The 25,193-nt window shown below is 48.6% G+C and carries 20 protein-coding genes, 8 tRNA genes, 1 rRNA gene and 3 pseudogenes (1 of these 32 only partly in view); all 32 read left to right on the forward strand.

Translation table 11 applies throughout. From position 1 onward, the window contains the following. A 23S ribosomal RNA gene (locus tag T3H97_RS00780) occupies nucleotides 1–1,739 on the forward strand; it begins 1,188 nt to the left of the window's first position. Nucleotides 1,740–1,868: 129 nt separating this feature from the next. Then, nucleotides 1,869–1,960 (forward strand) — tRNA-Ser (locus T3H97_RS00785). 26 nt (nucleotides 1,961–1,986) lie between these two features. Continuing rightward, nucleotides 1,987–2,063: transfer RNA gene (locus T3H97_RS00790), tRNA-Met, on the forward strand. 10 nt (nucleotides 2,064–2,073) lie between these two features. After that, nucleotides 2,074–2,149, forward strand: a tRNA-Val gene (locus tag T3H97_RS00795). A 4-nt stretch (nucleotides 2,150–2,153) separates the two neighbouring features. Next, nucleotides 2,154–2,229 (forward strand) — tRNA-Thr (locus T3H97_RS00800). A 23-nt stretch (nucleotides 2,230–2,252) separates the two neighbouring features. Further along, nucleotides 2,253–2,329, forward strand: a tRNA-Asp gene (locus tag T3H97_RS00805). Nucleotides 2,330–2,407: 78 nt separating this feature from the next. Beyond that, a tRNA-Phe gene (locus T3H97_RS00810) sits at nucleotides 2,408–2,480 on the forward strand. Between the two features lie 9 nt (nucleotides 2,481–2,489). After that, a tRNA-Tyr gene (locus T3H97_RS00815) sits at nucleotides 2,490–2,575 on the forward strand. A 7-nt stretch (nucleotides 2,576–2,582) separates the two neighbouring features. Then, nucleotides 2,583–2,655: transfer RNA gene (locus T3H97_RS00820), tRNA-Lys, on the forward strand. Nucleotides 2,656–2,812: 157 nt separating this feature from the next. Then, nucleotides 2,813–3,955: a PucR family transcriptional regulator gene (locus tag T3H97_RS00825; RefSeq protein WP_328801418.1), complete on the forward strand. Its 1,143-nt coding sequence runs from the start codon at nucleotides 2,813–2,815 to the stop codon at nucleotides 3,953–3,955. Between the two features lie 103 nt (nucleotides 3,956–4,058). After that, the gene (locus T3H97_RS00830; RefSeq protein ID WP_250241705.1) at nucleotides 4,059–5,183 is read left to right on the forward strand and encodes an ABC transporter ATP-binding protein; all 1,125 of its coding nucleotides are present in this window, start codon (nucleotides 4,059–4,061) and stop codon (nucleotides 5,181–5,183) included. A 349-nt stretch (nucleotides 5,184–5,532) separates the two neighbouring features. After that, nucleotides 5,533–6,470 (forward strand): annotated as a pseudogene (hprK, locus tag T3H97_RS00835) (HPr(Ser) kinase/phosphatase). A gap of 43 nt (nucleotides 6,471–6,513) precedes the next feature. Continuing rightward, nucleotides 6,514–6,729, forward strand: coding sequence for a prolipoprotein diacylglyceryl transferase family protein (locus T3H97_RS00840; protein WP_328801419.1), 216 nt, complete (start codon nucleotides 6,514–6,516; stop codon nucleotides 6,727–6,729). A gap of 185 nt (nucleotides 6,730–6,914) precedes the next feature. Next, nucleotides 6,915–7,463 (forward strand): annotated as a pseudogene (locus tag T3H97_RS00845) (prolipoprotein diacylglyceryl transferase family protein). 105 nt (nucleotides 7,464–7,568) lie between these two features. After that, nucleotides 7,569–8,221, forward strand: a pseudogene (gene ppaX, locus T3H97_RS00850) (pyrophosphatase PpaX). After that, complete coding sequence (locus T3H97_RS00855) at nucleotides 8,218–8,712, forward strand: acyltransferase (RefSeq protein ID WP_134902363.1); 495 nt, start codon at nucleotides 8,218–8,220, stop codon at nucleotides 8,710–8,712. The pseudogene ppaX and the gene T3H97_RS00855 overlap by 4 nt, the downstream one beginning before the upstream one ends. A gap of 146 nt (nucleotides 8,713–8,858) precedes the next feature. After that, complete coding sequence (locus T3H97_RS00860; protein WP_328801420.1) at nucleotides 8,859–10,010, forward strand: acyltransferase; 1,152 nt, start codon at nucleotides 8,859–8,861, stop codon at nucleotides 10,008–10,010. Between the two features lie 341 nt (nucleotides 10,011–10,351). After that, a complete protein-coding gene (locus T3H97_RS00865) occupies nucleotides 10,352–11,557 on the forward strand; it encodes an ATP phosphoribosyltransferase regulatory subunit (protein WP_328801421.1) in 1,206 nt (401 codons plus the stop codon). After that, nucleotides 11,554–12,207, forward strand: a complete 654-nt coding sequence (hisG, locus tag T3H97_RS00870) for an ATP phosphoribosyltransferase (protein WP_328801422.1) — start codon at nucleotides 11,554–11,556, stop codon at nucleotides 12,205–12,207. Before T3H97_RS00865 ends, hisG begins: the two co-directional genes overlap by 4 nt. Nucleotides 12,208–12,268: 61 nt before the next feature. Beyond that, nucleotides 12,269–13,582 (forward strand): histidinol dehydrogenase, encoded by a 1,314-nt coding sequence (gene hisD / locus T3H97_RS00875; RefSeq protein ID WP_328801423.1) that lies wholly within the window; start codon nucleotides 12,269–12,271, stop codon nucleotides 13,580–13,582. Further along, nucleotides 13,566–14,174: an imidazoleglycerol-phosphate dehydratase HisB gene (gene hisB, locus T3H97_RS00880; RefSeq protein WP_328801424.1), complete on the forward strand. Its 609-nt coding sequence runs from the start codon at nucleotides 13,566–13,568 to the stop codon at nucleotides 14,172–14,174. Before hisD ends, hisB begins: the two co-directional genes overlap by 17 nt. A gap of 3 nt (nucleotides 14,175–14,177) precedes the next feature. After that, nucleotides 14,178–14,807 (forward strand): imidazole glycerol phosphate synthase subunit HisH, encoded by a 630-nt coding sequence (gene hisH, locus T3H97_RS00885; RefSeq protein WP_328801425.1) that lies wholly within the window; start codon nucleotides 14,178–14,180, stop codon nucleotides 14,805–14,807. A 95-nt stretch (nucleotides 14,808–14,902) separates the two neighbouring features. Beyond that, nucleotides 14,903–15,634: a 1-(5-phosphoribosyl)-5-[(5-phosphoribosylamino)methylideneamino]imidazole-4-carboxamide isomerase gene (gene hisA / locus T3H97_RS00890; RefSeq protein ID WP_328801426.1), complete on the forward strand. Its 732-nt coding sequence runs from the start codon at nucleotides 14,903–14,905 to the stop codon at nucleotides 15,632–15,634. 11 nt (nucleotides 15,635–15,645) lie between these two features. Then, the gene (gene hisF, locus T3H97_RS00895; RefSeq protein WP_013308248.1) at nucleotides 15,646–16,404 is read left to right on the forward strand and encodes an imidazole glycerol phosphate synthase subunit HisF; all 759 of its coding nucleotides are present in this window, start codon (nucleotides 15,646–15,648) and stop codon (nucleotides 16,402–16,404) included. After that, nucleotides 16,401–17,132 carry a bifunctional phosphoribosyl-AMP cyclohydrolase/phosphoribosyl-ATP diphosphatase HisIE gene (hisIE, locus tag T3H97_RS00900; protein WP_328801427.1) on the forward strand — a complete coding sequence of 244 codons (732 nt, stop codon included), beginning with the start codon at nucleotides 16,401–16,403 and terminating at the stop codon, nucleotides 17,130–17,132. Before hisF ends, hisIE begins: the two co-directional genes overlap by 4 nt. A gap of 36 nt (nucleotides 17,133–17,168) precedes the next feature. Next, nucleotides 17,169–17,993: a histidinol-phosphatase HisJ gene (gene hisJ / locus T3H97_RS00905; protein ID WP_328801428.1), complete on the forward strand. Its 825-nt coding sequence runs from the start codon at nucleotides 17,169–17,171 to the stop codon at nucleotides 17,991–17,993. Nucleotides 17,994–18,230: 237 nt separating this feature from the next. Then, the gene (locus T3H97_RS00910; protein WP_254329963.1) at nucleotides 18,231–20,000 is read left to right on the forward strand and encodes a tetratricopeptide repeat protein; all 1,770 of its coding nucleotides are present in this window, start codon (nucleotides 18,231–18,233) and stop codon (nucleotides 19,998–20,000) included. 39 nt (nucleotides 20,001–20,039) lie between these two features. Next, nucleotides 20,040–20,993 (forward strand): thioredoxin-disulfide reductase, encoded by a 954-nt coding sequence (trxB, locus tag T3H97_RS00915; protein WP_328801429.1) that lies wholly within the window; start codon nucleotides 20,040–20,042, stop codon nucleotides 20,991–20,993. A gap of 292 nt (nucleotides 20,994–21,285) precedes the next feature. Further along, complete coding sequence (locus T3H97_RS00920) at nucleotides 21,286–22,236, forward strand: ROK family glucokinase (RefSeq protein ID WP_328801430.1); 951 nt, start codon at nucleotides 21,286–21,288, stop codon at nucleotides 22,234–22,236. A 65-nt stretch (nucleotides 22,237–22,301) separates the two neighbouring features. Next, nucleotides 22,302–23,201: an RNase adapter RapZ gene (rapZ, locus tag T3H97_RS00925; RefSeq protein WP_328801431.1), complete on the forward strand. Its 900-nt coding sequence runs from the start codon at nucleotides 22,302–22,304 to the stop codon at nucleotides 23,199–23,201. A gap of 12 nt (nucleotides 23,202–23,213) precedes the next feature. After that, the gene (locus T3H97_RS00930) at nucleotides 23,214–24,200 is read left to right on the forward strand and encodes a gluconeogenesis factor YvcK family protein (RefSeq protein WP_023986485.1); all 987 of its coding nucleotides are present in this window, start codon (nucleotides 23,214–23,216) and stop codon (nucleotides 24,198–24,200) included. A gap of 5 nt (nucleotides 24,201–24,205) precedes the next feature. Next, on the forward strand, nucleotides 24,206–25,150 hold the full coding sequence (gene whiA, locus T3H97_RS00935; protein WP_013308256.1) for a DNA-binding protein WhiA: 945 nt from the start codon (nucleotides 24,206–24,208) through the stop codon (nucleotides 25,148–25,150). The last annotated feature ends 43 nt before the right edge of the window (nucleotides 25,151–25,193 follow it).

Genomic DNA, 25,193 nt, shown 5'->3' on the forward strand with positions numbered 1-25,193 from the left:
AAACACACCACCGAAGCTATGGCTTGATGCTTTGCATCAGGGGTAGGGGAGCGTTGAATGTGGGTTGAAGGTGTACCGTAAGGAGCGCTGGACTGCATTCAAGTGAGAATGCCGGTATGAGTAACGAAAAGATCTGTGAGAATCAGATCCGCCGAAAGCCTAAGGGTTCCTGAGGAAGGTTCGTCCGCTCAGGGTAAGTCGGGACCTAAGGCGAGGCCGATAGGCGTAGTCGAAGGACAACAGGTCGAAATTCCTGTACCACCGTAATCCGTTATGAGCGATGGGGTGACGCAGTAGGGTAGTGACGCGGACTGATGGATGTCCGTCTAAGCAGTGAGGCTGGTGTGTAGGCAAATCCGCACATCGTAAGGCTGGGCTGTGATGGGGAGCGAAAATTATAGTAGCGAAGGTCATGATCTCAGACTGCCAAGAAAAGCCTCTAGCCAGGAGAAGGTGCCCGTACCGCAAACCGACACAGGTAGGCGAGAAGAGAATTCTAAGGCGCGCGGAAGAACTCTCGTTAAGGAACTCGGCAAAATGACCCCGTAACTTCGGGAGAAGGGGTGCCTCGGTAGGGTGAATAGCCCGAGGGGGCCGCAGTGAAAAGGCCCAAGCGACTGTTTAGCAAAAACACAGGTCTGTGCGAAGCCGCAAGGCGAAGTATACGGGCTGACGCCTGCCCGGTGCTGGAAGGTTAAGGGGAGTGGTAAGCCCTTCGGGGCGAAGCTATGAACCGAAGCCCCAGTAAACGGCGGCCGTAACTATAACGGTCCTAAGGTAGCGAAATTCCTTGTCAGGTAAATTCTGACCCGCACGAATGGCGTAACGACTTGGGCGCTGTCTCAACGAGAGATCCGGTGAAATTTTAATACCTGTGAAGATGCAGGTTACCCGCGACAAGACGGAAAGACCCCATGGAGCTTTACTGCAGCTTGATATTGAATTTGGGTACGATCTGTACAGGATAGGTGGGAGCCGTAGAATCTTGAGCGCCAGCTTGAGAGGAGGCATCCTTGGGATACCACCCTGATCGTATCTAGGTTCTAACTTGGTACCGTGAACCGGTGCGAGGACAGTGTCAGGTGGGCAGTTTGACTGGGGCGGTCGCCTCCTAAAGAGTAACGGAGGCGCCCCAAGGTTCCCTCAGAATGGTTGGAAATCATTCGAAGAGTGCAAAGGCAGAAGGGAGCTTGACTGCGAGACCTACAAGTCGAGCAGGGACGAAAGTCGGGCTTAGTGATCCGGTGGTACCGCATGGAAGGGCCATCGCTCAACGGATAAAAGCTACCCTGGGGATAACAGGCTTATCTCCCCCAAGAGTCCACATCGACGGGGAGGTTTGGCACCTCGATGTCGGCTCATCGCATCCTGGGGCTGAAGTAGGTCCCAAGGGTTGGGCTGTTCGCCCATTAAAGCGGTACGCGAGCTGGGTTCAGAACGTCGTGAGACAGTTCGGTCCCTATCTGTCGTGGGCGTAGGAAATTTGAGAGGAGCTGTCCTTAGTACGAGAGGACCGGGATGGACGTACCGCTGGTGTACCAGTTGTTCCGCCAGGAGCACCGCTGGGTAGCTATGTACGGAAGGGATAAGCGCTGAAAGCATCTAAGCGTGAAGCCCCCCTCAAGATGAGATTTCCCAATTAGTAAGACCCCTTGAAGACGACGAGGTAGATAGGTTGGGGGTGGAAGTGCAGTAATGCATGGAGCTGACCAATACTAATCGGTCGAGGGCTTATCCTAAAATAAAACGCAAATGAGTTTCGGATCCAGTTTTCAGGGTGTAACCTTGAAATTGCGCTTGATATTCCAAATCACTCTGGTGAGATACAGAATAACTTGCGGAGTTTTGCTAAGCGAGTCCGTTTATATGGAGAGATACCCAAGTGGCTATAAGGGGACCCTCTGCTAAGGGGTTAGACTGCGAAAGTGGTGCGAGGGTTCGAATCCCTCTCTCTCCGCCATTTAGGACAAGCTAGCGAAATGTTATGGCGGTGTAGCTCAGCTGGCTAGAGCGTACGGTTCATACCCGTGAGGTCGGGGGTTCGATCCCCTCCGCCGCTACCATACATACCCAGGAGGCTTAGCTCAGCTGGGAGAGCATCTGCCTTACAAGCAGAGGGTCGGGGGTTCGATCCCCTCAGCCTCCACCATTGTGCCGGTGTAGCTCAACTGGTAGAGCAACTGACTTGTAATCAGTAGGTTGGGGGTTCAAGTCCTCTCGCCGGCACCATTTTTGAATTTTGAAAAATCTAGGGAACTGTGGTGTAGAGGCCTAACATGCCTGCCTGTCACGCAGGAGATCGCGGGTTCGAATCCCGTCAGTTCCGCCATTTTTCAATTCAATAGTTTTACCGTACTAAAGTGGGAAGGGGTATCCCTCCGCACTTTATTTTTTTGTTAATGGATATGGCTCGGTAGCTCAGTCGGTAGAGCAGAGGACTGAAAATCCTCGTGTCGGCGGTTCGATTCCGTCCCGAGCCACCTTTATATGGAGGATTAGCGAAGTGGCCAAACGCATCAGACTGTAAATCTGCTCCCTTACGGGTTCGGTGGTTCGAATCCATCATCCTCCACCAGTTTTACGAGCCATTAGCTCAGTTGGTAGAGCACCTGACTTTTAATCAGGGTGTCGAAGGTTCGAGTCCTTCATGGCTCATCAGAAGTCATCAACTATAGGTTGATGACTTTTTTGTATTGTTTTAAGTTATGTTTTAATATAGCTTTTTTATTTTACGGTATCGACAGGTTATAATGAGTTCATTATATTCGCTTAGTGCTTATTCTATATTCTAAAAAAGTGAAGTGGTGATCGCGTGACTCTGGATACAGAATGGATTCAACAACAGCTTCAGAATATTATTCAAGCGCCTTTTACCATACTGCCTTGGTGCCCGGAAATGATGGCAGAAGGAGAGACAGCCGATTCAGTTATTCCGGATAGATCGTTTGTCCGTGACAACAAGTTATATTTTCCGTTTCGTGCGTCAGCAGGTGAACTGGCTGCCTTTGTGGTAGAGGCCAGATATTTGACGGATCGAGAACGTAAACTGGTTGAAGCGCTATTGGGGAACATGGAGCAGGTCTGGCAGAACGGTCCACAATTGTCGGACAACCCGATTTATAGCGAGGAAGAGCGGATGAATCGTTTTGGACAATGGCTCATACAGCAGGCTGCCAATCTAAACAGGGAAGAAGAGGTTCCTGATGAATTGCAGCTTCGTGATTCGCTATCAGCGTGTATGGTTCCGATTTTACTGAATGGCGAGGGAACCCAGGAGGGGGCTATTACTTATACGCAACTTCATCGATTGTTCGCGAGCTATTTTGGAGGGGATGTGCTGCTTACTCCATTGGACGAACAGTCTTGGCTGATTATGGCTAAAAAGGAGCTTTTATTAGGAGCGGACGATGAACGGGATAAAGACACTGAGTCCAGGGATGCAGATTTTACGGAATCGCTGGAGGAGGTTCTTACAGCTTTTAGCTTGGGCCTATATGAGCTTATTGCGAATGAGTGGGTGGGTGTATTCCATTTGGCGGTTTCTAAGCCTTCGATCCCTTTGCAAAGTCTCCCCCAAGAGCTGAATTTGTTATGGGAGACCATACATTTGGGCAAGATTTTTCATGTAACAGAGCACATCCACTTTTCATGGGAGCTTCATTTAGAAAGGCTATTAAACCGCATTCCCAAGGAACAACGCGTACTATTTTTAGAGCAGGTAATGAAGTCATCTGTCATACTGGAAGACTCAGAGACGATGGCTACATTAGATATCTTTTTTCAATTGGATTGTAATGTGAGTGAGACAGCTAAGCGTCTGTATGTGCATCGAAATACGTTAATTTACCGTTTGGACAAGATCAAACAGGAGACCGGATTGGACGTGCGGACGTTTAATGATGCAGTTTTGGTCAAGCTCTATCTCCTATTGTACAAAGTGACAAAAAGGAAATAGCATTTTTGTGCAGTTTGCGAATAGCCACGTTACGGGGACTAGGGTAAGATACAAGTAAGAAATGTATTCGATTTCATAACTTGATCTTAGGGAGGCAAAAGCTATGGCTGGTGTACGTTTAGAGCATATTTTTAAGAAATATCCGGGTGCAGATAAAGCTACAGTTGTTGATGTCAATTTGGACATTCAAGATAAAGAGTTTCTCGTATTGGTTGGTCCTTCCGGTTGTGGTAAATCTACTACGCTCCGTATGATCGCTGGTCTGGAGGAAATTTCAGACGGTAAATTGTACATTGGAGATCGTGTTGTGAACGACGTGGCTCCAAAGGACCGCGATATCGCGATGGTATTCCAATCCTATGCCTTGTATCCGCATATGAATGTATACCAAAATATGGCTTTTGGTCTGAAGCTCCGTAAGGTGAAGAAAGAAGAAATTGATAAACGTGTACGTGAAGCGGCTAAAATCCTTGATATTGAGCATCTGCTGGATCGTAAGCCGAAAGCGTTATCAGGTGGTCAACGCCAGCGTGTTGCCTTGGGACGTGCGATTGTCCGTGACCCGCAAGTGTTCTTGATGGATGAGCCACTGTCCAACTTGGATGCCAAGCTGCGTGGTCAGATGCGTGCGGAAATCACGAAGCTGGCTAAGCGTCTGGAAACGACTGTTATCTACGTAACCCATGACCAGGTCGAAGCCATGACGATGGGTGACCGGATTGTAGTTATGAAGGATGGTATTATCCAACAAGCTGCATCCCCAGATGAACTGTACAACCGTCCAGTGAATCTGTTCGTAGCTGGTTTTATCGGCTCTCCTACGATGAACTTTATCACAGGTAAGCTGGTTGAAAAAGAAGGTGCATTGCACTTTAATGCGCCAGGTCTGGATCTGTTCGTACCAGAAGGTAAAGGACAGATTTTAAAAGCGAAGGGCTATATCGGCAAAGAAGTGATCTTGGGTATCCGTCCTGAGGATATTCATGAAGAGCCTGTATTCTTGGAGGCTTCTCCGAATACGATCTTTACATCCACTGTGGATGTAACGGAAAATCTCGGTCATGAAATGCTGTTGTACCTGAGCGGTGCTGGAAACGATACGATTATTGCCCGTGTAGACGGACGCTCCAATACTCGTGATGGTGTTAAAGCGAAGTTGGCTGTTGATATGAACAAGGTTCATATTTTTGATAAAGAATCGGAATTGAGTATTCTGGTTGGCGAATAAGATTTGCCTCTGGAAGAGAGTCGCAGTTTCCCCCAAGCGGAGAACTGCGACTCTTTTTGTATATCGCATACGGCTACTAGCTTCGGCATTGCATTCATTGGAAAATTCCGATACGATGGGTACAATGGTGCAGGTCTAGATGCAGGCAGGGTTCGTTGGCAGGAGTCCTAGATGGGATCAACCCAGCTGTCGGAATAAAGTTAGCCTGGAACCATAGTGTTAAATTAAGTAGAGTGTGGATTGGTGCAGTGCAGCATAGACTGGCGTTGGGCTGTATGGTTAATAGGGTAAAGCTACATAAATCAAATGACGTATAGAATCCGGTTTTGCAGATGAAGGGGAGAATACAATGGCTAAACAGGTAAAGGTATCCGAGCTTGTACAGCAGTTTCAAATGGAAGTTATTTCCGGTGAAAAAGGTCTGCGAAGACTGATCACAGTGGACGATTTGAATCGCCCAGGTCTGGAGATGGCCGGGTATTTTGAATATCATACACAGGAGCGGGTACAGCTTCTGGGAAGGTCTGAGTTGGCTTTTCTGGGGATGCTGCCACCTGAGGAGCGACGGGATCGGATGGAGCGTCTGTGTACAGAGCTGACTCCATGCATTATCATCACGCGTGGTCTGGAGGTACCGGCTGAGTTAGTGGAGGCGAGTGCAGAGCGAGATATTCCTGTACTGCGCACTAATATGGCGACGACGATTTTATCAAGCCGCATCACAGGCTTTCTCGAAAGAAAGCTGGCTCCTACGGCGACTATTCATGGTGTACTGTGTGACGTGTATGGCGTGGGAATGCTTATCACAGGGAGTAGTGGAATTGGTAAAAGTGAAACGGCACTGGAACTGGTTAAACGTGGACATCGCTTGGTAGCAGATGATGCGGTAGAAATTCGGCAAACGTCCGATTTTCAGCTGCATGGTACAGCACCGGAGCTGATCCGTCATCTGTTGGAAATTCGTGGCGTGGGCATTATTAATGTGATGACGCTATTTGGTGCTGGTGCAGTTCGTAATAACAAACGGATTACATTGGTTGTCCGTCTGGAGGCATGGCAGCAGGACAAACAGTATGACCGTCTTGGTCTCGATGAGGAAACGACACGCATTATTGATACAGATGTTCCACTGGTTACGATCCCAGTTCGTCCGGGCCGAACTTGGCTGTTATTATCGAGGTTGCGGCGATGAACTATCGTTTGAAACAAATGGGTGTTAATGCAGCCCTGCAATTTACAAACAAGCTGACTGCTACGATTTCTGAAGATATGGAAGAGATGGACTAAGGTTTGTTCGTTTGCAAGGAAGAACGAGGAGTGAGAGAAACATATGTCAACGGCAACATTACTGCTGAATCCGATCGCTTTTTCAATCGGGGCAATCAAGGTCCACTGGTATGGGCTTATTTTGGGGCTGGCGGCGCTTGTGGGTTTATATCTCGCTATCCGTGAAGGAAAAAGATTCGGTATTCCGCAGGACTTTTTTATGGATATGCTGCTTCTGGTGTTCCATCAGCTATTATTGGAGCGCGTATTTATTATGTAGCCTTCAAATGGGAAGACTACCGAGATATCTATGGGATGTTTTTAAAATTTGGAATGGCGGTATGCGATATACGGTGCCTTGATCGGGGCCATTATATGTGCGGTCATTTATTTCCGGTATCAAAGGGTATAATTTCTGGCGTATCGCTGATATTTGCGCACCAGGTCTACTAATTCGGTCAAGCGATTGGACGCTGGGGTAATTTTGTCAATCAGGAAGCCTACGGTGGACCGACGGAAGAGCTTTTTGTTGCGAAATCAACTGCATCTGCCGGACTTCATTGTGAATCAGATGAACGTTAACGGGTGTTTCATCATCCTACATTTTTATATGAATCACTGTGGAGTATTGTAGGTGTGATTTTGCTGCTCGGCATTCGTCGTATGAAATTTGTACGTGCAGGCGAAATGTTTGCGTTTTACTTCATTTGGTACTCGATTGGTCGTTTTTTCATCGAGCGTGTACGGACGGACAGTTTGGCTTTTCAGGGACCGGATTGGCTCGCTTCCTTTGTAAATGCTCTGTGGTCTCCTATGGTATGGTTAGGGTTTGAACCAGGGCATCTGGACCCAAGTTATGGTAACGTACGGATATCACAAATTGCTGCCTATTTTCATTGTGGTGGCTGCCGTGATTTTCATTTTGGTTTCGTCGCCAGAAGGGCACATCTGTTGCTCGGTATAGCGACCCGATTATCTCCAACAAAGCAGGGATTGATCAGGTACCTGACGTGACGCCAGAACAGGTATCCCGTCCAGGACAAGATGCGGGTTCCTCCAACAGCTACGGCGGATAAGCTACCTAAGAAAGACACGGACGAGGGACAAGAAGGAGCATCTATGATAAATACGATTTTGTTTGATTTGGACGGCACCATCATGGATACGAATGAGTTGATTATCAGCACATTTCTACACATTTTGAATCAACCGGATGCTGATCCGCTGACGCGGGAGCATATTATTCCTCATATGGGTGGAACACTGGATGATCAACTCCGTACTTTTTCGGGATTAACGGATGTATCTGGGTTGGTTAAGGACTACCGTGCTTATAATCAGATTCATCATGATCGAATGGTGAAGCCATTTCCATATTCATTGAGGTTATTCAGGAGTTGCGTGCGAGAGGAATTAAGCTGGGGGTTGTGACAACCAAAATACGACCATCCACGATACGTGTACTTAATCTGTTCAATCTGACTTCCTCTATGGACTATATTGTGACGGTAGACGATGTAGAGCATCCAAAGCCACACGCTGAGCCAGTGCTCAAGGCCTTGGCAGGTTTGAATGCTGAAGCAGAGCACACATTGATGGTCGGAGACAGTTCTTTTGATATTTTGTCAGCTCAGGCAGCAGGTGTGAAATCGGCTGGTGTAGCTTGGTCGCTCAAGGGCGAGGAAACTCTGCGCGGATATGGGCCTGACTACATGTTGCATGATATGCGAGATTTGCTGAAGCTGGAGCTTCAAGGTGTCAATGTATCGTGAGAAAGGTGAACCGCTATCCTGTAGAAGGTCCCAATGCGTTGTGGCAGATTTATCGGACGGTAAGCCGCTGGAAAGGTATTAAGAACTTTATTTTTATACAGATTGCCCGGTATTGTCCTGTGCTTTCTCTGAAAAACGTCATTTACCGCAGAATGCTGGGAATGAAGGTGGGGCAACATGCGGCCTTCGGCCTGATGGTGATGGTGGATGTTTTTTTTCCAGAGCATATTACGATAGGGAACAATTCGGTCATTGGATATAACACGACGATACTGGCCCACGAATACCTCATTGAGGAGTATCGTATCGGTAAAGTGGTGATTGGTGATCATGTGCTGATCGGCGCCAACACAACCATTCTTCCGGGTGTCACCATTGGTGACGGAGCTATCGTAGCTGCCGGAGCGGTCGTGCATAAAGACGTGCCCGCAGGTGCATTTGTGGGTGGCAATCCGTTGCGTGATTTAAGACGCTCTGGTGTGGATGAGTAGTAAATAGCACAATAAGAAAGACCCCTTATGTATTAAGGGGTCTTTCTTGTGTTGTTTTTCTGTATAATAAGTGGGGTAATGCATGTTGATTATGTTTAAAAATTGATAAAAGACATATTTGCAAGGCGATATGGGAGCGTGTTGATTTGGTCAAAAAAGAACGTATACCAGAGCTTGATATTTACCGGGGAATATTAATTGCAGCTGTTGTTACCATTCATGCGACTTCAATGGCTTTAATTGATGCGCGTCATTCTCTATTGTTTTATCCTTTTTTATTTTTAAATGTGTTTAGTAGCTTTGCAGTGCCCGTATTTATTTTTGTGAGCGGGTTTGTTTTATTTTACAATTATGTCGATAGGCCGCTTCGTGGTAAGAATATGCTTATATTTTTCCGAAAAAGACTGATGTTTATTGTGTTACCGTACGTTTTGTTTTCTCTTGTGTATTATTTGACCTTGGTAACACGCGGGTTGATGCCGCTCAGTGATCTTCCGCTCGTGCTGTTAACGGGAAAGGCGTACACGCATTTGTATTATGTCATCATCATCATCCAATTTTATTTGGTCTTCCCGCTGTTGTTGAGGGGAGTGCAGCGCTTATGTCATTGGATATCGAGTCCGCGGAGAGCAGCCTGTATCATTTTGGCAGTAGGGTTAGTCATTCAATGGGGGTTTGTATTGCTGAACAAATATGTTTGGCAAGAGGAAAGAGGAAGTCTCGCGATTACGTATATCAGTTATTTTGCCTTGGGCGCAGCTGTAGCGATTGGATATGAAGGGTTTAAAAAGTGGCTTTTTCCAGTGTCAGGTACAGTAATTAGACGTGGTCAGTTGATCAGTTGGTGGGGGTTGTGGGTGGCTTGGCTACTCCTGGGTATAGCTTATGTACAAATATGGTTTGTAGCATACCGCAAAGCCATCTATGCAGACTCACTGATCTATGAACTGCTCCATAGTGCATATGCTCTCGTATCCGCGTTAGTGTTGTTTCAATGCTCGGTTTTATTATATCGTCATACTAACGATAGGCTGCGAATGTTAATCAGTTGGTTGGGGGCATGTTCTTTCGGTATTTATTTACTTCACCCGGCGTTACTGCGGGTGTATCGCAAGTTGGATTTGCATGGGACGCCGGTAGAATATATCTTCTCTGTTGCGGGTGGATGGTTGTTGGCGCTGTTTGGCTCATGGCTGATTGTGACGTTGTGTTTTCGATATGTACCATTCGCATGGATCGGTTTGGGCACGGTTCCGAAGTTTCCTTCCCGGAGTAAAGATGAACAGGTGAATAGCTAAATATTTTGATTTGGACTGTTAGCTTAAAGCTGGCAGTCTTTTTTTAGAGTATAGAATTTATAAATTTTCAGTGGAGCTAAACAACTCTATATGCACAAGAAAAATTAACGTAAGCGCGGTCTTGCTCCGTGAAAATACGTTGATAGATGTTTTTCATATAGGATTCATGTATTTTGCATTGGATAAAATATAGAGAGGGGCAGCTGCTTGGCGAATCTGTAAAAAAGGGCTGCGTCGTTCGGTTGACGTTCACAAGTAGAGCATGATAATATATCGAATATACTTTAGTTTGTTAGCACTTTACCATGATAAAGATATTGTGAAATCATGAGGTGATAGAGATGTCTAAGCCAAAAGGATTCGAGATCCCTGTAGGGGTTCGAGATTATCTTCCGCGTGCAGTGTCGAAGCTGCGGGCCATTGAACTGAATGTACTCGAATGCATGGAGCGTTGGGGTTACCGCCAGATTATGACGCCTACGATGGAATACTACGATACGGTGGGAGTGGCTAGTTCTACTTCCGATCGGAAGCTGTTTAAATTACTCAATAACCGGGGCACCACGTTGGTGCTGCGATCGGATATGACCGCTCCAATTGCACGGGTGGTATCTTCGTTGCTAAAGGAAGAGGAAGTACCGCTCCGACTTTCCTATCACGCAAATGTATTTCGGGCGATTGAGGAAGAGGCAGGAAGAGAAGCGGAGTTTTTTCAGACGGGTGTGGAGCTGGTGGGTGATGATTCACCTGAGGCTGATGCAGAAGTTGTAGCATTGGCAATTGCATCATTACAGGCAGCAGGGGTGAATTCTTTTAAAATTGCCATGGGACATGTGGGATTCCTGAACGGCTTATTTGAGGAAATCATTCCAGGCCGTCAGGCTGAACAACAAGCGCTAAAGGAACTGTTGCTCAGTCGTGATGTGGTGGGCTACCGAACAGCGATTGAAGCTTTGGGCTTGGCTCCTGAACACCGGGATAAACTTGAGGCTATTCTGCGGCTGCGCGGTGGAAAAGAAATTTGCGAACAGGCTACCCGTCTTAGTGTGGAGCAGCAGACGATTCAATCCATTGCACATTTGTGCGAGGTATGGGAAGTGCTGGAGGCTTACGGCGTGTCTGAGCATGTGTTAATTGACCTTACCATGATTGGGGATTTCTCATATTATACAGGAATGACTTTTGAGGGCTATGCGGCGGAGATTGGGTTCCCGGTATGCAACGGAGGTCGCTATGACAATCTGCTTCAGCAGTTTGGTCGATCCGTACCTGCAACGGGATTTGCATTGAAGACAAACCGGATCGTCGATGGTGTGGATGGTATCCAAATGGAAACGAAGCTTCCTGTACTTATCCGTTATGACGAACAGGGACGCCAAGAGGCGTTATCTGCAGCGGCAGAACTACGCGCAACAGGTCTTACTGTGGTGACAGGACTCACGGGCGGACCGGAAGACCGACGTCGTGAGCAGCAGGGCCTGTATGCAGAGGTATACAGCTATACAGCTGAAGGAAGACAGCCAGTACAAAGGAGGGAATTGCCATGACGGAAACATTGAAGGTAGCCATGCCAAAGGGACGGATTTATAAGCAGGCTTCTGAGCTATTTCGCCGAGCAGGGGTTCCCATTCCGCTGGATGTGGACGAGACGCGCAAGCTGGTCATCCCACTGCCCGAGCTGGGCATGGAATTTATCATGGCGAAGCCCGTTGATGTTCCTACGTATGTGGAGTACGGGGCGGCGGACATTGGCATTGTGGGCAAGGATGTTTTGCTGGAAGAAAACAAGGATGTGTATGAACTGCTGGATTTGGGCATTGCCCGTTGTCGGATGTCGGTGATTGCTTTACCAGATTGGCAGCCAGGTATTCGTCAGCGGGTCGCTACAAAATATCCAAATGTAGCTTCCCAGTACTTTCGGGAGCAAGGCCAGCAGGTGGAGGTTATTAAGCTGAATGGCTCCATTGAGCTGGCGCCGTTAATTGGTCTGGCAGACCGCATTGTTGATATGGTGGAAACGGGGCAGACCTTGCGGGAGAATGGATTGGTCGAGCAGATCAGCATACTGGATATTACCAGTCGTCTGATTGCCAATCGGGTCAGCTACCGGATGAAAAACAACTCGATTCAGGCATTGTGTGATCGATTGCATCAGGTGATTCCAAATACGGTGGCACCCCGGGAGTACATGAACTAAAGGAATAAGCCAATGGGTAAAGGGGCATTCTGCAAGCTTGCAAGTAAGGGGGAATGGACAAATGAAGATCGTATCAGCCCGTAATTTCAGTCTCCAACGGGAGGTGGATTACGGCACACCTGAGCAAAATGAGGCTGTGCGTACCATTGTTCAGTCGGTACGCCAAGAGGGGGATGAGGCTGTCCTGCGGTATACGCAATCGTTTGATGGTGTATCGCTGATAGCAGAGCAACTTCGTGTGACGGAGGAAGAATTGAAGGCGGCATATGACAAGGTAGAGCCTTCTTTTTTACAGGCGATTCGAGAGGCGGCGGATAATATCCGTGCTTTTCACATGAAGCAAAAACGTAATTCGTGGATGGATTTACAGCAGGATGGTAGCTTGCTCGGCCAAATTATCCGACCGTTGAAACGTGTAGGCGTGTATGTTCCGGGCGGTAAAGCAGCCTATCCATCCTCGGTGCTGATGAATGTCATTCCCGCTCAGGTGGCTGGTGTACCTGAGATTGTCATGGTGACACCCCCGGCGACAGGCGGCAAGGCAGGGATAGATCCATATACACTGGTAGCTGCGGCAGAGGCTGGTGTAACGGAAATATATAGGGTTGGCGGAGCGCAAGCGATTGCTTCCCTCGCTTACGGAACACATAGCATTAAACCAGTCGATAAAATTTGCGGTCCCGGCAACATTTACGTAGCGCTGGCGAAGCGCGAGGTGTACGGCGCGGTGGATATCGACAGTATAGCGGGACCAAGTGAAATTGTTGTGTTGGCTGACGACACAGCGAATGCCTCTTATGTAGCGGCTGACCTGCTTTCACAGGCAGAACACGACGAAATGGCCTCAGCCATACTGGTTACGCCCTCGCAACGCTTGGCCGAAGAAGTATCAGCTGAAGTACAGCGCCAATTGGCGGAGCTGCCGCGCAGAGATATTGCTGCTGCATCGGTGGAGGCATACGGGGCTATCATTGTCGTTGACACTTTAGAAGAGGGCATCCATATTGTAAACCGACTGGCACCAGAACATTTGGAAATTATGACAGAGCAGCCGATGGAGCATGTGGGTCTGATCGAAAACGCGGGGGCTATTTTCCTGGGAGCGTACAGCTCGGAGCCGGTAGGCGATTATTTTGCCGGACCTAACCATATTATCCCGACGAATGGAACGGCGCGGTTTTCTTCGCCAGTGGATATTGATGATTTTATCAAGAAGTCGAGTATGATCTATTACAGCAAGGAAGCGCTGCTGCGCAATGGAGAGACGATTATGCAGCTTGCCCGCCATGAAGGACTGGAAGGTCACGCACGGGCGATACAAGTTCGATTGGACAATGAAAAGAAGGCGGTGGATGGCGATGGGGAACGAAAATAACGTAACAGAACGTACAGGCAGCGTCAGCCGAAAGACGAATGAAACGGATATTCAGCTATCTTTTGCAGTAAACGGCACAGGGCAAGCTGAGATTGAAACGGATGTTCCGTTTCTGAATCACATGCTGGATTTGTTCACCAAGCACGGACACTTTGACTTGAATGTACAGGCCAGAGGGGATGTTGATATCGACGATCATCATACCGTAGAGGATATTGGTATTTGTCTGGGGCAAACCTTGCTGGAAGCGTTGGGTGATAAAAAAGGAATCAAGCGCTATGCCAGCGTCTTTGTACCGATGGATGAGGCGCTCGCGCAGGTTGTCATTGATCTGAGTAATCGCCCTCACTTTGAGTATCGTGCGGAGTATCCGTCACAGCAGGTAGGGAGCTTTTCGACGGAGCTGGTGCATGAATTTCTGTGGAAATTTGCGTTGGAGGCTCGCATGACGTTACACGTCATCGTTCACTACGGGCAAAATACCCACCATATGATTGAGGCGGTGTTCAAAGCGCTGGGACGTGCACTGGATGAAGCGACATCCATTGATCCGCGGGTGACGGGAGTGCCTTCAACGAAGGGAGTGCTGTAGTCCATGTCCATTGCCATTGTGGATTACGGCAGAGGCAATCTGCATAGTGTGAGCAAGGCGGTTGAGCGTCTTGGCTATGAGGCTGTAGTAACGGGAGATGCCCAGGTGATTCGTTCCTCTAGCGGTGTGATTTTGCCGGGTGTAGGAGCATTCGGGGATGCTATGGAGCATTTGCGTTCCAGCGGACTGGATCGGGTGATTCAGGAGGTTGCAAGCGCTGGACAACCACTGCTCGGTGTTTGTCTAGGAATGCAACTGTTGTTCACTCGTGGTGAAGAATACGGCAGTCACGAAGGGCTTAATATTTTACCAGGCGAGGTCGTTCGATTTGCTCCTAATCTGGGGGTTAAAGTGCCGCATATGGGCTGGAATCGTCTGCGTATGACTCAGCCGGATCATCCGTTGTTACAGGGCTTGGAGGAAGGACATGTGTATTTTGTGCATTCCTATCATGCGAAGCCGGAGGTCGAAGGTGATCTGCTGGCGGTGACCGACTACGGTGGGCCCGTAACAGCTATCGTGGGCAGAGGCCATGTATATGGCATGCAGTTCCACCCAGAGAAAAGCGGGGAAATGGGGATGCGACTGCTTCGTCAGTTTTTGGAACTAGCGGAAGCGGAAAAGCGAGCGTAACGATTCGTGAGTATGCAGTTGGTGGTACGCCAACTTTGGTCGTTGATTGATGTAAAGGCATATAGATGTTGAATAGCTCACAAGGGGGTCATACTTTGTTCACGATATACCCGGCGATTGATATTCGCGATGGCAAATGTGTACGACTGGTACAAGGAGATTATAACCAGGAGACGATATACAACGAAAACCCGGTGGAGGTTGCCCAAGAATGGGAGCGTTTGGGCGGCTCCTACATTCACTTGGTTGATTTGGACGGTGCTAAAGCAGGTCAACCGGTGAACGATGAGCTCATTGGGCGCATCGCTTCTGCGGTGCAAGTGCCTGTACAAGTGGGTGGCGGCTTGCGTACACGTGAACATGTGGAGCGACTGTTGTCGCTGGGCGTGAGCCGTGTGATCTTGGGTACGGCAGCGATTGAGGATCGTGCTTTTACGGAAGCAGTATTGGGTACCTACGGTGATCGGATCGCCATTGGTCTGGATGCACGGAATGGCTATGTGGCCACGCGCGGATGGCTTGAAACCTCGGAGGTTCGAGCGGATGAATTGGCTGCTGAGTTGGCCTCCAAGGGAGCGGAAATGTTCATTTTTACAGACATTTCCCGCGACGGAATGATGCAAGGCCCGAATGTGGAGGCTATCGTAGCGCTTGCGAAAAGCAGTGGACGAACCGTGATCGCTTCCGGCGGTGTCAGCAAGATGGACGATCTAATCACGCTGAGCACCTATGCGAAAGAGGGTGTAGGCGGTGCTATTGTGGGTAAGGCATTGTATACGGGCAGCATTGATTTACAGGTCGCCGTACAAGCTGTAGCAAAGGCATAGGGGGAGTAGGCATGCTGGCTAAACGTATTATTCCCTGCTTGGATGTAAAGGATGGCAGGGTGGTTAAGGGCGTTAATTTTGTGAACTTACGCGATGCAGGCGATCCGGTGGAATTGGCGGCACTTTATGATCGGGAAGGGGCGGACGAAATCGTATTCCTGGATATTTCTGCTTCTGTTGAAGGGCGTGCCACCATGGAAGAAGTAGTTCGTCAGACAGCCGGGGAAATTGCCATTCCTTTCACCGTAGGTGGCGGGATATCTCATGTCGATGATATGAAACGCATTTTGCGTGCCGGAGCTGATAAAATCGGCGTAAATACGGCGGCTGTTCGTAACCCTCAGCTGATTGCGGAGGGTGCGCGCAGCTTTGGCTCACAATGTATCGTTGTTGCCATTGATGCCAAGTACAACGAGGCGTGGGGCGAATGGGAAGTGTATACACACGGAGGCCGCACGCCATCTGGTATCCGCGCCTTGGCCTGGGCCAAGGAAGCTGAACAGTTGGGAGCCGGTGAGATTCTGCTGACCAGCATGAATGCGGACGGAACCAAGGACGGATTTGACCTGCCACTGACTTCCGCGGTATCGGATACCGTCGGGATTCCAGTTATCGCTTCTGGCGGAGCAGGCAAACAGGAGCATTTCTATGACGTGTTTACGGCGGGCAAAGCGGATGCTGGATTAGCAGCAACGATTTTTCACTATAAAGAAATAGGAATCCCTGAGCTAAAACGGGATTTGAAGCGCAGAGGAGTGGAGATACGATGAGCAACGAATTGAACCAACAGCTATCTCTGGAGCAGATACTGGATAATGTCCGCTGGAATGAGGCAGGACTTGTCTCGGCGATTGTGCAGGATGATGCTATGCTTCAGGTGCTTACGCTAGCCTACATGAACCGCGAGTCGCTGAAACTATCTTTGGAGTCGGGAGAGACCTGGTTCTGGTCACGTTCCAGACAGGAGCTGTGGCACAAGGGGGCTACATCGGGGAATACGCAAAAAATCACCTCCATCCAGCTGGATTGTGACGGTGATGCTCTGTTGGTACGTGTCATTCCGAGCGGTCCTGCCTGTCATACAGGAGCAACGAGCTGTTTTTTTCGTAATATATCCGCGCCAGGAACGGCTGTAGCCCCTGTTGCAGGAAATGCAGGAGACCACACGTTGGTAAATGATGTTTCCAGTGCTTCAGCAGACCGCTTTGAGGTACTTGCCCAGCTGGAGGCGATTATTAAGGAGCGCGAAGAGACACGTCCTGAAGGGGCCTACACGACTTATCTTTTTGATAAAGGTGTAGATAAAATCTTGAAAAAGGTTGGCGAAGAAGCATCCGAGACAATCATTGCCGCCAAAAATAAAGATAATGACGAACTGCGCCTGGAGGTCAGCGATTTGATTTATCACCTGCTGGTGCTGTTGCAGGAGCGCAAGCTACCGCTCGATGACGTGCTGGCTGAGCTGAATCGCCGTCATGAACGTCCTCGTCGTGATTAGTACGGTTTGTTGTAGTCTTGAAAGGGGGAGGGTCGCATGAAAATCGACTATCATACGCATCACGCCCGCTGCGGGCATGCCATAGGGAGTCTGGAAGAGTATGTACAGCAGGGAATTCGGCTAGGGCTGGATCAACTTGGCTTGTCCGATCACATGCCACTACTGCATGTAAAACCGGCTGACTATTACCAGGAAATGGCGATGCCTATGGAGGAGCTGCCCCGATACGTGGAAGAATGTTTGGAACTGAAGGAACGTTTTAAAGGGCAAATTGATATTCGTGTTGGCTTGGAAGGCGACTACATCGAGGGCTGGGAACGAGAAATCGAAGACATCATCACCGCGTATCCCTGGGATTATGTGATTGGTTCCGTCCACTTTCTCGGTGAATGGGATGTCACGGACTTCCGTCAGGTACACCATTGGGAAGGCAAAAATGTGCTTGAGGTGTACCGCATGTATTATGATGCGGTTTCCAAGGCGGCAGCTACCGGTTTGTATGACATCATGGGGCATTTGGATGTCATCAAGCGCTTCGGCTATCATCCGAGGCCGGAGGAAATGGAGGAGCTGCGTGAACTGGAGCGCGCTGCAATCTCAGCCGTTGCCCGTAGCGGTCGGACGATGGAATTGAATGCATCCGGGCTTTCGAAGCCCTGTGCCGAGATGTTCCCGAGCCGCCGCATGCTGGAAGAAGCTTTTTCGCTAGGCATCCCGCTGACCGTAGGATCGGATGCTCATGATCCGGCGAAGCTGTCCGAGCACTTGGAGAAGGCACGCGCGCTTCTATATGAAGTCGGCTATCGCGAGCTTGCCGTATTTCAGCATCGCGAGCGCTCGCTGGTGCCGCTGAGACTTTAATTATTACGTTTATTGGGTCTAAGTATCGTATCCAGTGGTTAGCCGAACGCTCCCTATTTATACAGGGAAAAAGCGCTCGGCTATTTAGCGTATCCTTATATGCATCTCTATAGGTATACAAAAGTGTATCCGTTTTTTGGAATGCGGCAGGATCGACTGTCAAGTCGTTTTGAAGTTGTGGTATACTGAAGGGTATGAACATGCCAGTTACTTTTAAAGGAGGTGCCTTGGTTATTTATGAAAGGGAAACATCTGCGAGTATCGGAACCTAGCCCTAAAATTATTGCTTTGCGTTTCGACGCATCTTTCTTTTTTGAGAAAGCTGTGCGCTCGCTTGATCGCAATCATTATGACAAGGCATTGAAATATTTTCGCAAAGCCGTTGAATATGAACCGGATAATCCGGTGAATCATTGCAATATGGCGGGTATATTATCAGAGATGGGGGATTATGCAGGTTCGAATGAGATCCTGTCCTCTGTTCTGAGTGACGTAGACTCGTCGATGACAGAGTGTTATTTCTATATGGCGAATAATTACGCTAATATGGAGCAGTTTGAAGAAGCGGAGAAAGCATTGGTCACGTACCTGGAGGAGGACGAAGAAGGCCAGTTTCTTGATGAAGCGGAGGAAATGATGGAGCTGCTCTATTATGAGCTGGACCGTCCAACGAAGCTGAACCGCATTAAGGCCCGGCAGGGAGTAGTAGAGCATGATCAGGCTCGTGTCCTGCTGGAGGAGGGGAAATTTGCTCAGGCAGCCCAGTTGCTCAAGCAAATTTCAGAGGAACAACCGGATATGTTCGCTGCGCGGAATAATCTGGCGCTGGCGTATTACTACATGGGATTGTTCCAAAATGCTAAGGCTACCATTATTCAAGTGCTGGAAGATGAGCCGGGTAATTTACACGCATTGTGCAACTTGGCGATCTTTTATCAGCACGAGGGCGGCGGCCCGGAATTGGATCGTCTGGTGCAGACTTTGGCGGTCACTATACCGTTTCAGGAGGAGCAGGTATTCAAGCTGGCGACCACTATGGGGATTCTCGGACGCCATGAGGAGGCCTACAGACATTTTCGCAGGTTGCTTCATGGCGATGGAGAGAACAATGCGGATGCTTCTTTGTACCATTACACGGCGGTAGCTGCCAGCAATACCGGAAGATATGCGGAAGCTCGGCGGCTGTGGAGTCATTTGCAAAAGCAGGATGCTTCCTCGGAAGTTCCGCGGTTTTTCCTGTCCCGACTGGAGGAACTCCAGCAGGAGGGGACACCGCTGCAAGTGCTCAGCTATCATTATCATCTCCCGTTTGAGGAGCAATTCCGCATGTGGGAGAAGTTTGGTGCTGACCAGGTGCCTGACAGTATGAAGAAGGACCCGCTAATCCGGTCATCCTTCTTCTGGGCCTTGCGCCACGGGGACCGGGCGACTCAGCTTCAGGTCATTCAGGCGTTAAGCTTGATCGGTGATGATGAGGTGCGTCAGGCACTGGAGTCCTTCGTAGAAGACCCGGACCAGGAGGATGAGCTGAAACGCCGTGCCTTGCAAGTATTGCAAGAGCTGGCGGAGCAGGGTGAGCAGAAAATGTACCCGGAAACGGAACATTCTGATCAGTTGGAGGTTGAGAACGATCCGCATACAATTGAAGGTGGTGTATCTGCTTCCCCGGTCGATCCACAATGGCAGGCAGTGCTGGATAAGGTACTGACCGTCATGAGCAAGCCATCAGATCCGGCCATGCAGCACGATTTGAGATCGCTTTGGCTGGAGTATTTGGATCGGCTTGCCCCGGAAGTTCCGATGGTTCAGCATACTGAGGGATGGGCAGCGGCGCTGGAATATTTGACAGCTAAAATGCATCATCATTCAGTCACCTATCAGGAAGTAGCCGATCGTTATGGTATTTCCGTATCGACCGTAAGCCGCTATGCGCGCCAGATTGACAGTGTGTGTGGTATCAAACAGAAGCTGAAGCAACCGCTCTCCACGTTTAAAAAGCAGGTCTGAGACCTGCTCCAAACATCACTTAAAGGAGGCAACAAACGTATGTATAAATCCATAATTATTGGTACAGGTCCTGCAGGCTACACAGCCGCTATTTATTTGGCACGCGCTAACATGAATCCGCTGATCATTGAAGGGATGCAGCCCGGTGGGCAGCTTACTACAACGACCGAAATTGAAAATTTCCCGGGTTTTGAGCAAGGTATCCTCGGGCCTGAACTGATGGATAATATGCGCAAGCAGGCTGAACGTTTTGGCGCTGAATTTACTTCCGGTTGGGTTGAGGAAGTGGATTTCAGCAAACGTCCTTTTAAAGTGAAGGTAGAGGGTAAAGGCATCATTGAGGCGGAGTCGGTCATTATTGCTACAGGTGCGTCCGCCAAATATCTAGGCATTCCGGGTGAGCAAGACAATGTAGGTCGCGGAGTCAGCACGTGCGCAACTTGCGATGGCTTCTTTTTCCGCGGGAAAAAGATTGTCGTGGTTGGCGGTGGCGATTCAGCCATGGAGGAAGCGAGCTTCTTGACCCGTTTTGCTTCCAGTGTAACCTTGGTCCATCGTCGTGATGAGTTGCGGGCATCCAAAATTATGCAAGATCGCGCGCGTGAGAACGAAAAAGTACATTGGGCATTAAACCGGACTCCTCTGGAAGTTGTGACGGGAGAAGCTGGCTTAAAGGGTTTGAAGGTTCACAATAATGAGACCAATCAGGATGAGCTGATTGAGGTAGATGGCGTATTCGTAGCCATCGGGCATACACCGAACACAGGTTTCCTGAACGGACAAATCCATACCGATGAACACGGCTATATTGTAGTGAAGCCAGGCACAACAGAAACGAATATCCCCGGAGTTTTTGCCTGTGGGGATGTACAGGATAACCGTTACCGTCAGGCTATTACGGCTGCGGGAACGGGCTGTATGGCGGCTATGGACTGCGAGAAGTATCTCGAAGGCAGTGCTGTTCACGACTGGAGCGAAACACTGAATCAATAAAAGAGTGTCTATAGTAGATAAAAAGGCTAACGGGAGAGCGAAGGAAGCCTCTGTTATGCCGTATCTTTTGTTCAGGAAGAGAAAGCCTGCTGCGTTTGCACAGGCTTTCTCCTTTTTATGGGTGCATGAGGTGAAAAGTTCCGCTAATCGTACACTTTTCAACAAGGAAGTGTCCTTGACCGTAACGGGGGCTTCAATTATAGTTGGAACGTAGGATTACTATTATGAAGTAGGAATTGTAAGCATATATTTCATACCAGGTTTTTAAGTAAACATAAAGGTGGCTTGGAACATGTCTGAAAGTATCTATGTAGGTGTCGATTTGGGCGGTACCGCGATTAAAGTCGGCATTTGTAATGAAAACGGACAGCTTTTGCACACATATGAGGGACCAACCGAAACCGATAAAGGTGTAGACGTTGTCATCGGTAATATCGAAAAATATGTGCGGCATATTGTTGAGCAATCTCCTTATGAGTGGGATCAACTAAAGGGTGTCGGTGCAGGCGTTGCAGGTTTTACGAATGTTCGTGATGGTATTATTGTCCTCGCTCCTAATATTGGCTTTCGTGACGTACCGATCCGTGCGCTCCTAGAGAACCGGATTGGCAAGCCTGTGAAAATAGACAACGATGCGAATGTTGCTGCGCTGGGTGAGGCTTGGGCTGGTGCAGGCAAAGGCATAGAAAACTGCGTATGCTATACCCTGGGAACAGGAGTAGGTGGCGGTATTATTATAAACGGTAAAATATACCAAGGTTCTTCGGGCATGGCCGGAGAAATTGGCCATATCAGTGTCGTACCTGATCTGGAGGCTATTCAGTGTGGGTGTGGCAAAATGGGTTGCTTGGAAACTGTATCTTCCGCAACAGGCATCATTCGTATGGCCAAGGACGCTGTGGAACGTGGCGACCGGACCTCTCTGGCGCTGGAAGATAAAATTGCTGCCAAGGAAGTATTTGATGCTGCTAAAGCTGGAGATGAGGTTGCGCTGCGTATCGTGAACCGGGCTGCCTTTTATTTGGGGAAATCCATGGCAGCGGTTGCCGCTGTGCTTAATCCAGAGTTGTTTATTATAGGCGGCGGTGTTTCTAAAGCAGGCGACTTTTTATTTGAAGAGATGCGTCGCGTATACGCCAAGCTGGCACCTGAACCGCTTCAAAAGGGTGTATATATCGTACCAGCGGTGTTAGGCAATGACGCAGGTATCGTAGGGGCTGCAGGGTTGCTGCTACGCTCCTGATCCACAGGTATTGATAATACGGGTACTGGCATAGAGCGAAGAAGCAAAAGGAGAGGGAAGTCCATATGACAGACAACCTAAAAAATGCTGCGCCGTGGGCAACGCTCATTATTATTACGGGGATGTCAGGCGCAGGGAAGACCATTGCGGTTCAGAGCCTGGAAGACTTGGGCTTCTTCTGCGTTGATAATTTGCCCCCTGTACTGATTCCCAAATTTGCCGAGTTGATTGAGCAGTCGAACGGTAAAATAGGCAAGGTGGCACTCGTAATTGATTTACGCGGACGAGAATTTTTTACTGCCTTGTCGGAATCTTTGAATTATATTAAAGATCATTTTACGATTCATTGTGAAATTTTATTCTTAAATGCGAATGATGGCGTTCTCGTACAGCGGTATAAGGAAAGCCGTAGACGTCATCCGCTGGCTCCAGACGGCATGCCTTTGGATGGGATTCGTTTGGAGCGCAAGATGTTGGAAGAACTAAAAAGCTCAGCTACACAGGTTATTGATACAAGTGTGATGAAGCCTGCAACCTTAAAGGCGAGGATTATTTCACGATTTTCTCATCTGGAGAGTAGTATGCTTTCCGTGAACATTACTTCTTTTGGCTTCAAGTATGGTATTCCCATTGATGCCGATCTTATATTCGATGTGCGCTTCCTGCCTAATCCCCACTATGTGGACCAACTACGTCCCCACACGGGACAGGATAGCGATGTATATGATTATGTCATGAAATGGCCCGAGACTCAGGCGTTCTTGACCAAGTTGCTGGATATGTTACACTTTTTGATTCCGCAATATCGCAAAGAAGGCAAAAGCCAGGTCATTATCGGCATTGGCTGTACTGGCGGTAAGCATCGTTCTGTTGCAATATCGGAGTATTTAGGAAAAATGCTGGGTTCCAGCGAGACAGAATCTGTTTCTGTTTCGCATCGGGATGCTGATCGGGACCGGCATTAATGAGGTGAAATCATGAAAGAGACCGGATCACAACGGGAGCGCCCACGTATTGTTGTTATGGGCGGCGGAACCGGCTTGTCCGTCATGCTGCGGGGCTTAAAGCAAAAGCCGCTAGATATTACGGCTATTGTTACAGTCGCTGACGATGGCGGAAGCTCCGGGATTTTGCGCAGTGAGCTGCAGATGCCCCCTCCAGGGGATATTCGCAATGTGCTGACTGCCTTGGCTGACGTGGAACCAGTGATGTCAGATATGCTGAAATACCGTTTCGGTGCGGGATCAGGATTGTCAGGCCATAGCCTGGGTAATCTGATTTTAGCAGCGATGACCGATATATCGGGAGATTTTGTAACGGCAGTGCGTGAGCTTAGCCGTGTATTTGCTGTCCGGGGACGTGTGCTACCGGCAGCCGAGGAAGGCGTTGTGCTAAGCGCTGAGATGGAGGATGGAACGGTGATTACTGGGGAGTCCAAGATCCCGGAAGCGGGCGGACGAATCAAACGCGTCTTTCTTGAACCGACTCACGTGGAGCCGTTGCCTGAGGCTGTAGAGGCCATTAATGAAGCCGATGCGATTTTGATTGGCCCCGGCAGTCTATATACCAGCATATTACCGAATTTGCTTGTACCTAAACTCGCTGAAGCTGTAGTAAAATCAGACGCTATCAAAATATTTGTCTGTAACGTTATGACCCAGCCTGGCGAAACCGATGGTTATACGGTAGGGGATCACCTGCAAGCTATTTTTGAGCATGTAGGGCATCATCTCTTCGACTATGTCATTGTAAATAACGGAGAAATTCCACCCCAAGTACAGGAAATGTATGCTGAGCAGGGAGCCAAGCCAGTTCAAGTAGACATGGGCGAGCTGACCGACCGGGGATATAAAGTGGTGGCAGATACATTAGTTCTGTTCCGCACGTATTTACGGCATGATGCCGACAAATTGAGCCAGCATATTTACCAATTGGTACAAAACTGGATATTAAGAAGGAGGTGAGTCCCTTGTCCTTTGCGGCACAAACGAAAAAAGAGCTTACGATGATTGAAAGCCAGTCCTGCTGTGAGAAAGCGGAACTATCTGCGCTCATACGTATGCTCGGATCCGTACAACTGTCGAATAAAAGGGTGATATTGGACGTGTCCACAGAAAATGCCGCGATTGCAAGGCGGATTTACTCCTTGATCAAGAAGCATTTTCAACTTCATATCGAACTGCTTGTACGGAAAAAAATGCGCTTGAAAAAAAATAATGTGTACATTGTCCGTATTCCCAATGGTGTGCAGCAACTGCTAAAGGATCTTTATATCGTCTCAGAAGGTTTCTTGTTCACTGACGGGATTAATCGGGATATCGTTCGGAAAAACTGTTGTAAGAGGGCTTATTTGCGGGGCGCCTTTATGGCAGGTGGATCTGTCAACAATCCTGAAGGATCGTCTTACCATCTTGAAATTTCTTCGATGTATGAGGAGCATTGTCAGGCACTCGTTGATCTTGCGAATGAATTTCATCTAAATGCTCGCTGTATTGAGCGAAAAAAAGGTTTTATTCTCTACATCAAGGAAGGCGAGAAGATCATTGAGTTGCTTAGCATCATTGGGGCGCATCAAGCCTTGTTCAAATTTGAAGATGTACGCATTATGCGAGATATGCGTAATTCCGTAAATCGCATTGTCAATTGTGAAACGGCTAATTTGAACAAGACGATCGGAGCTGCTGTCCGGCAAATTGAGAATATTAAGTTGCTGGAGAGGGAAGTTGGTTTGGAGACCTTGCCGGATAAACTGCGTGAAGTGGCAGAAATTCGGCTCGCTCATCCCGATTTGAATTTGAAAGAAGTCGGGGAAATGCTCAAAGGGGTCGTGAGTAAATCGGGTGTAAATCATCGACTTCGCAAAATTGATGAGATGGCTGACAAAATTAGGGGCGAAAATGGCCTGATTCCGTAAAAAGAGTGTCCATGGGGCTTTTAGCCCCGGTTTTTTTAGTTTT

The organism is Paenibacillus sp. LX16, assembly GCF_036252815.1.
In the GTDB taxonomy this organism is placed as follows: Bacteria; Bacillota; Bacilli; order Paenibacillales; family Paenibacillaceae; genus Paenibacillus; species Paenibacillus polymyxa_B.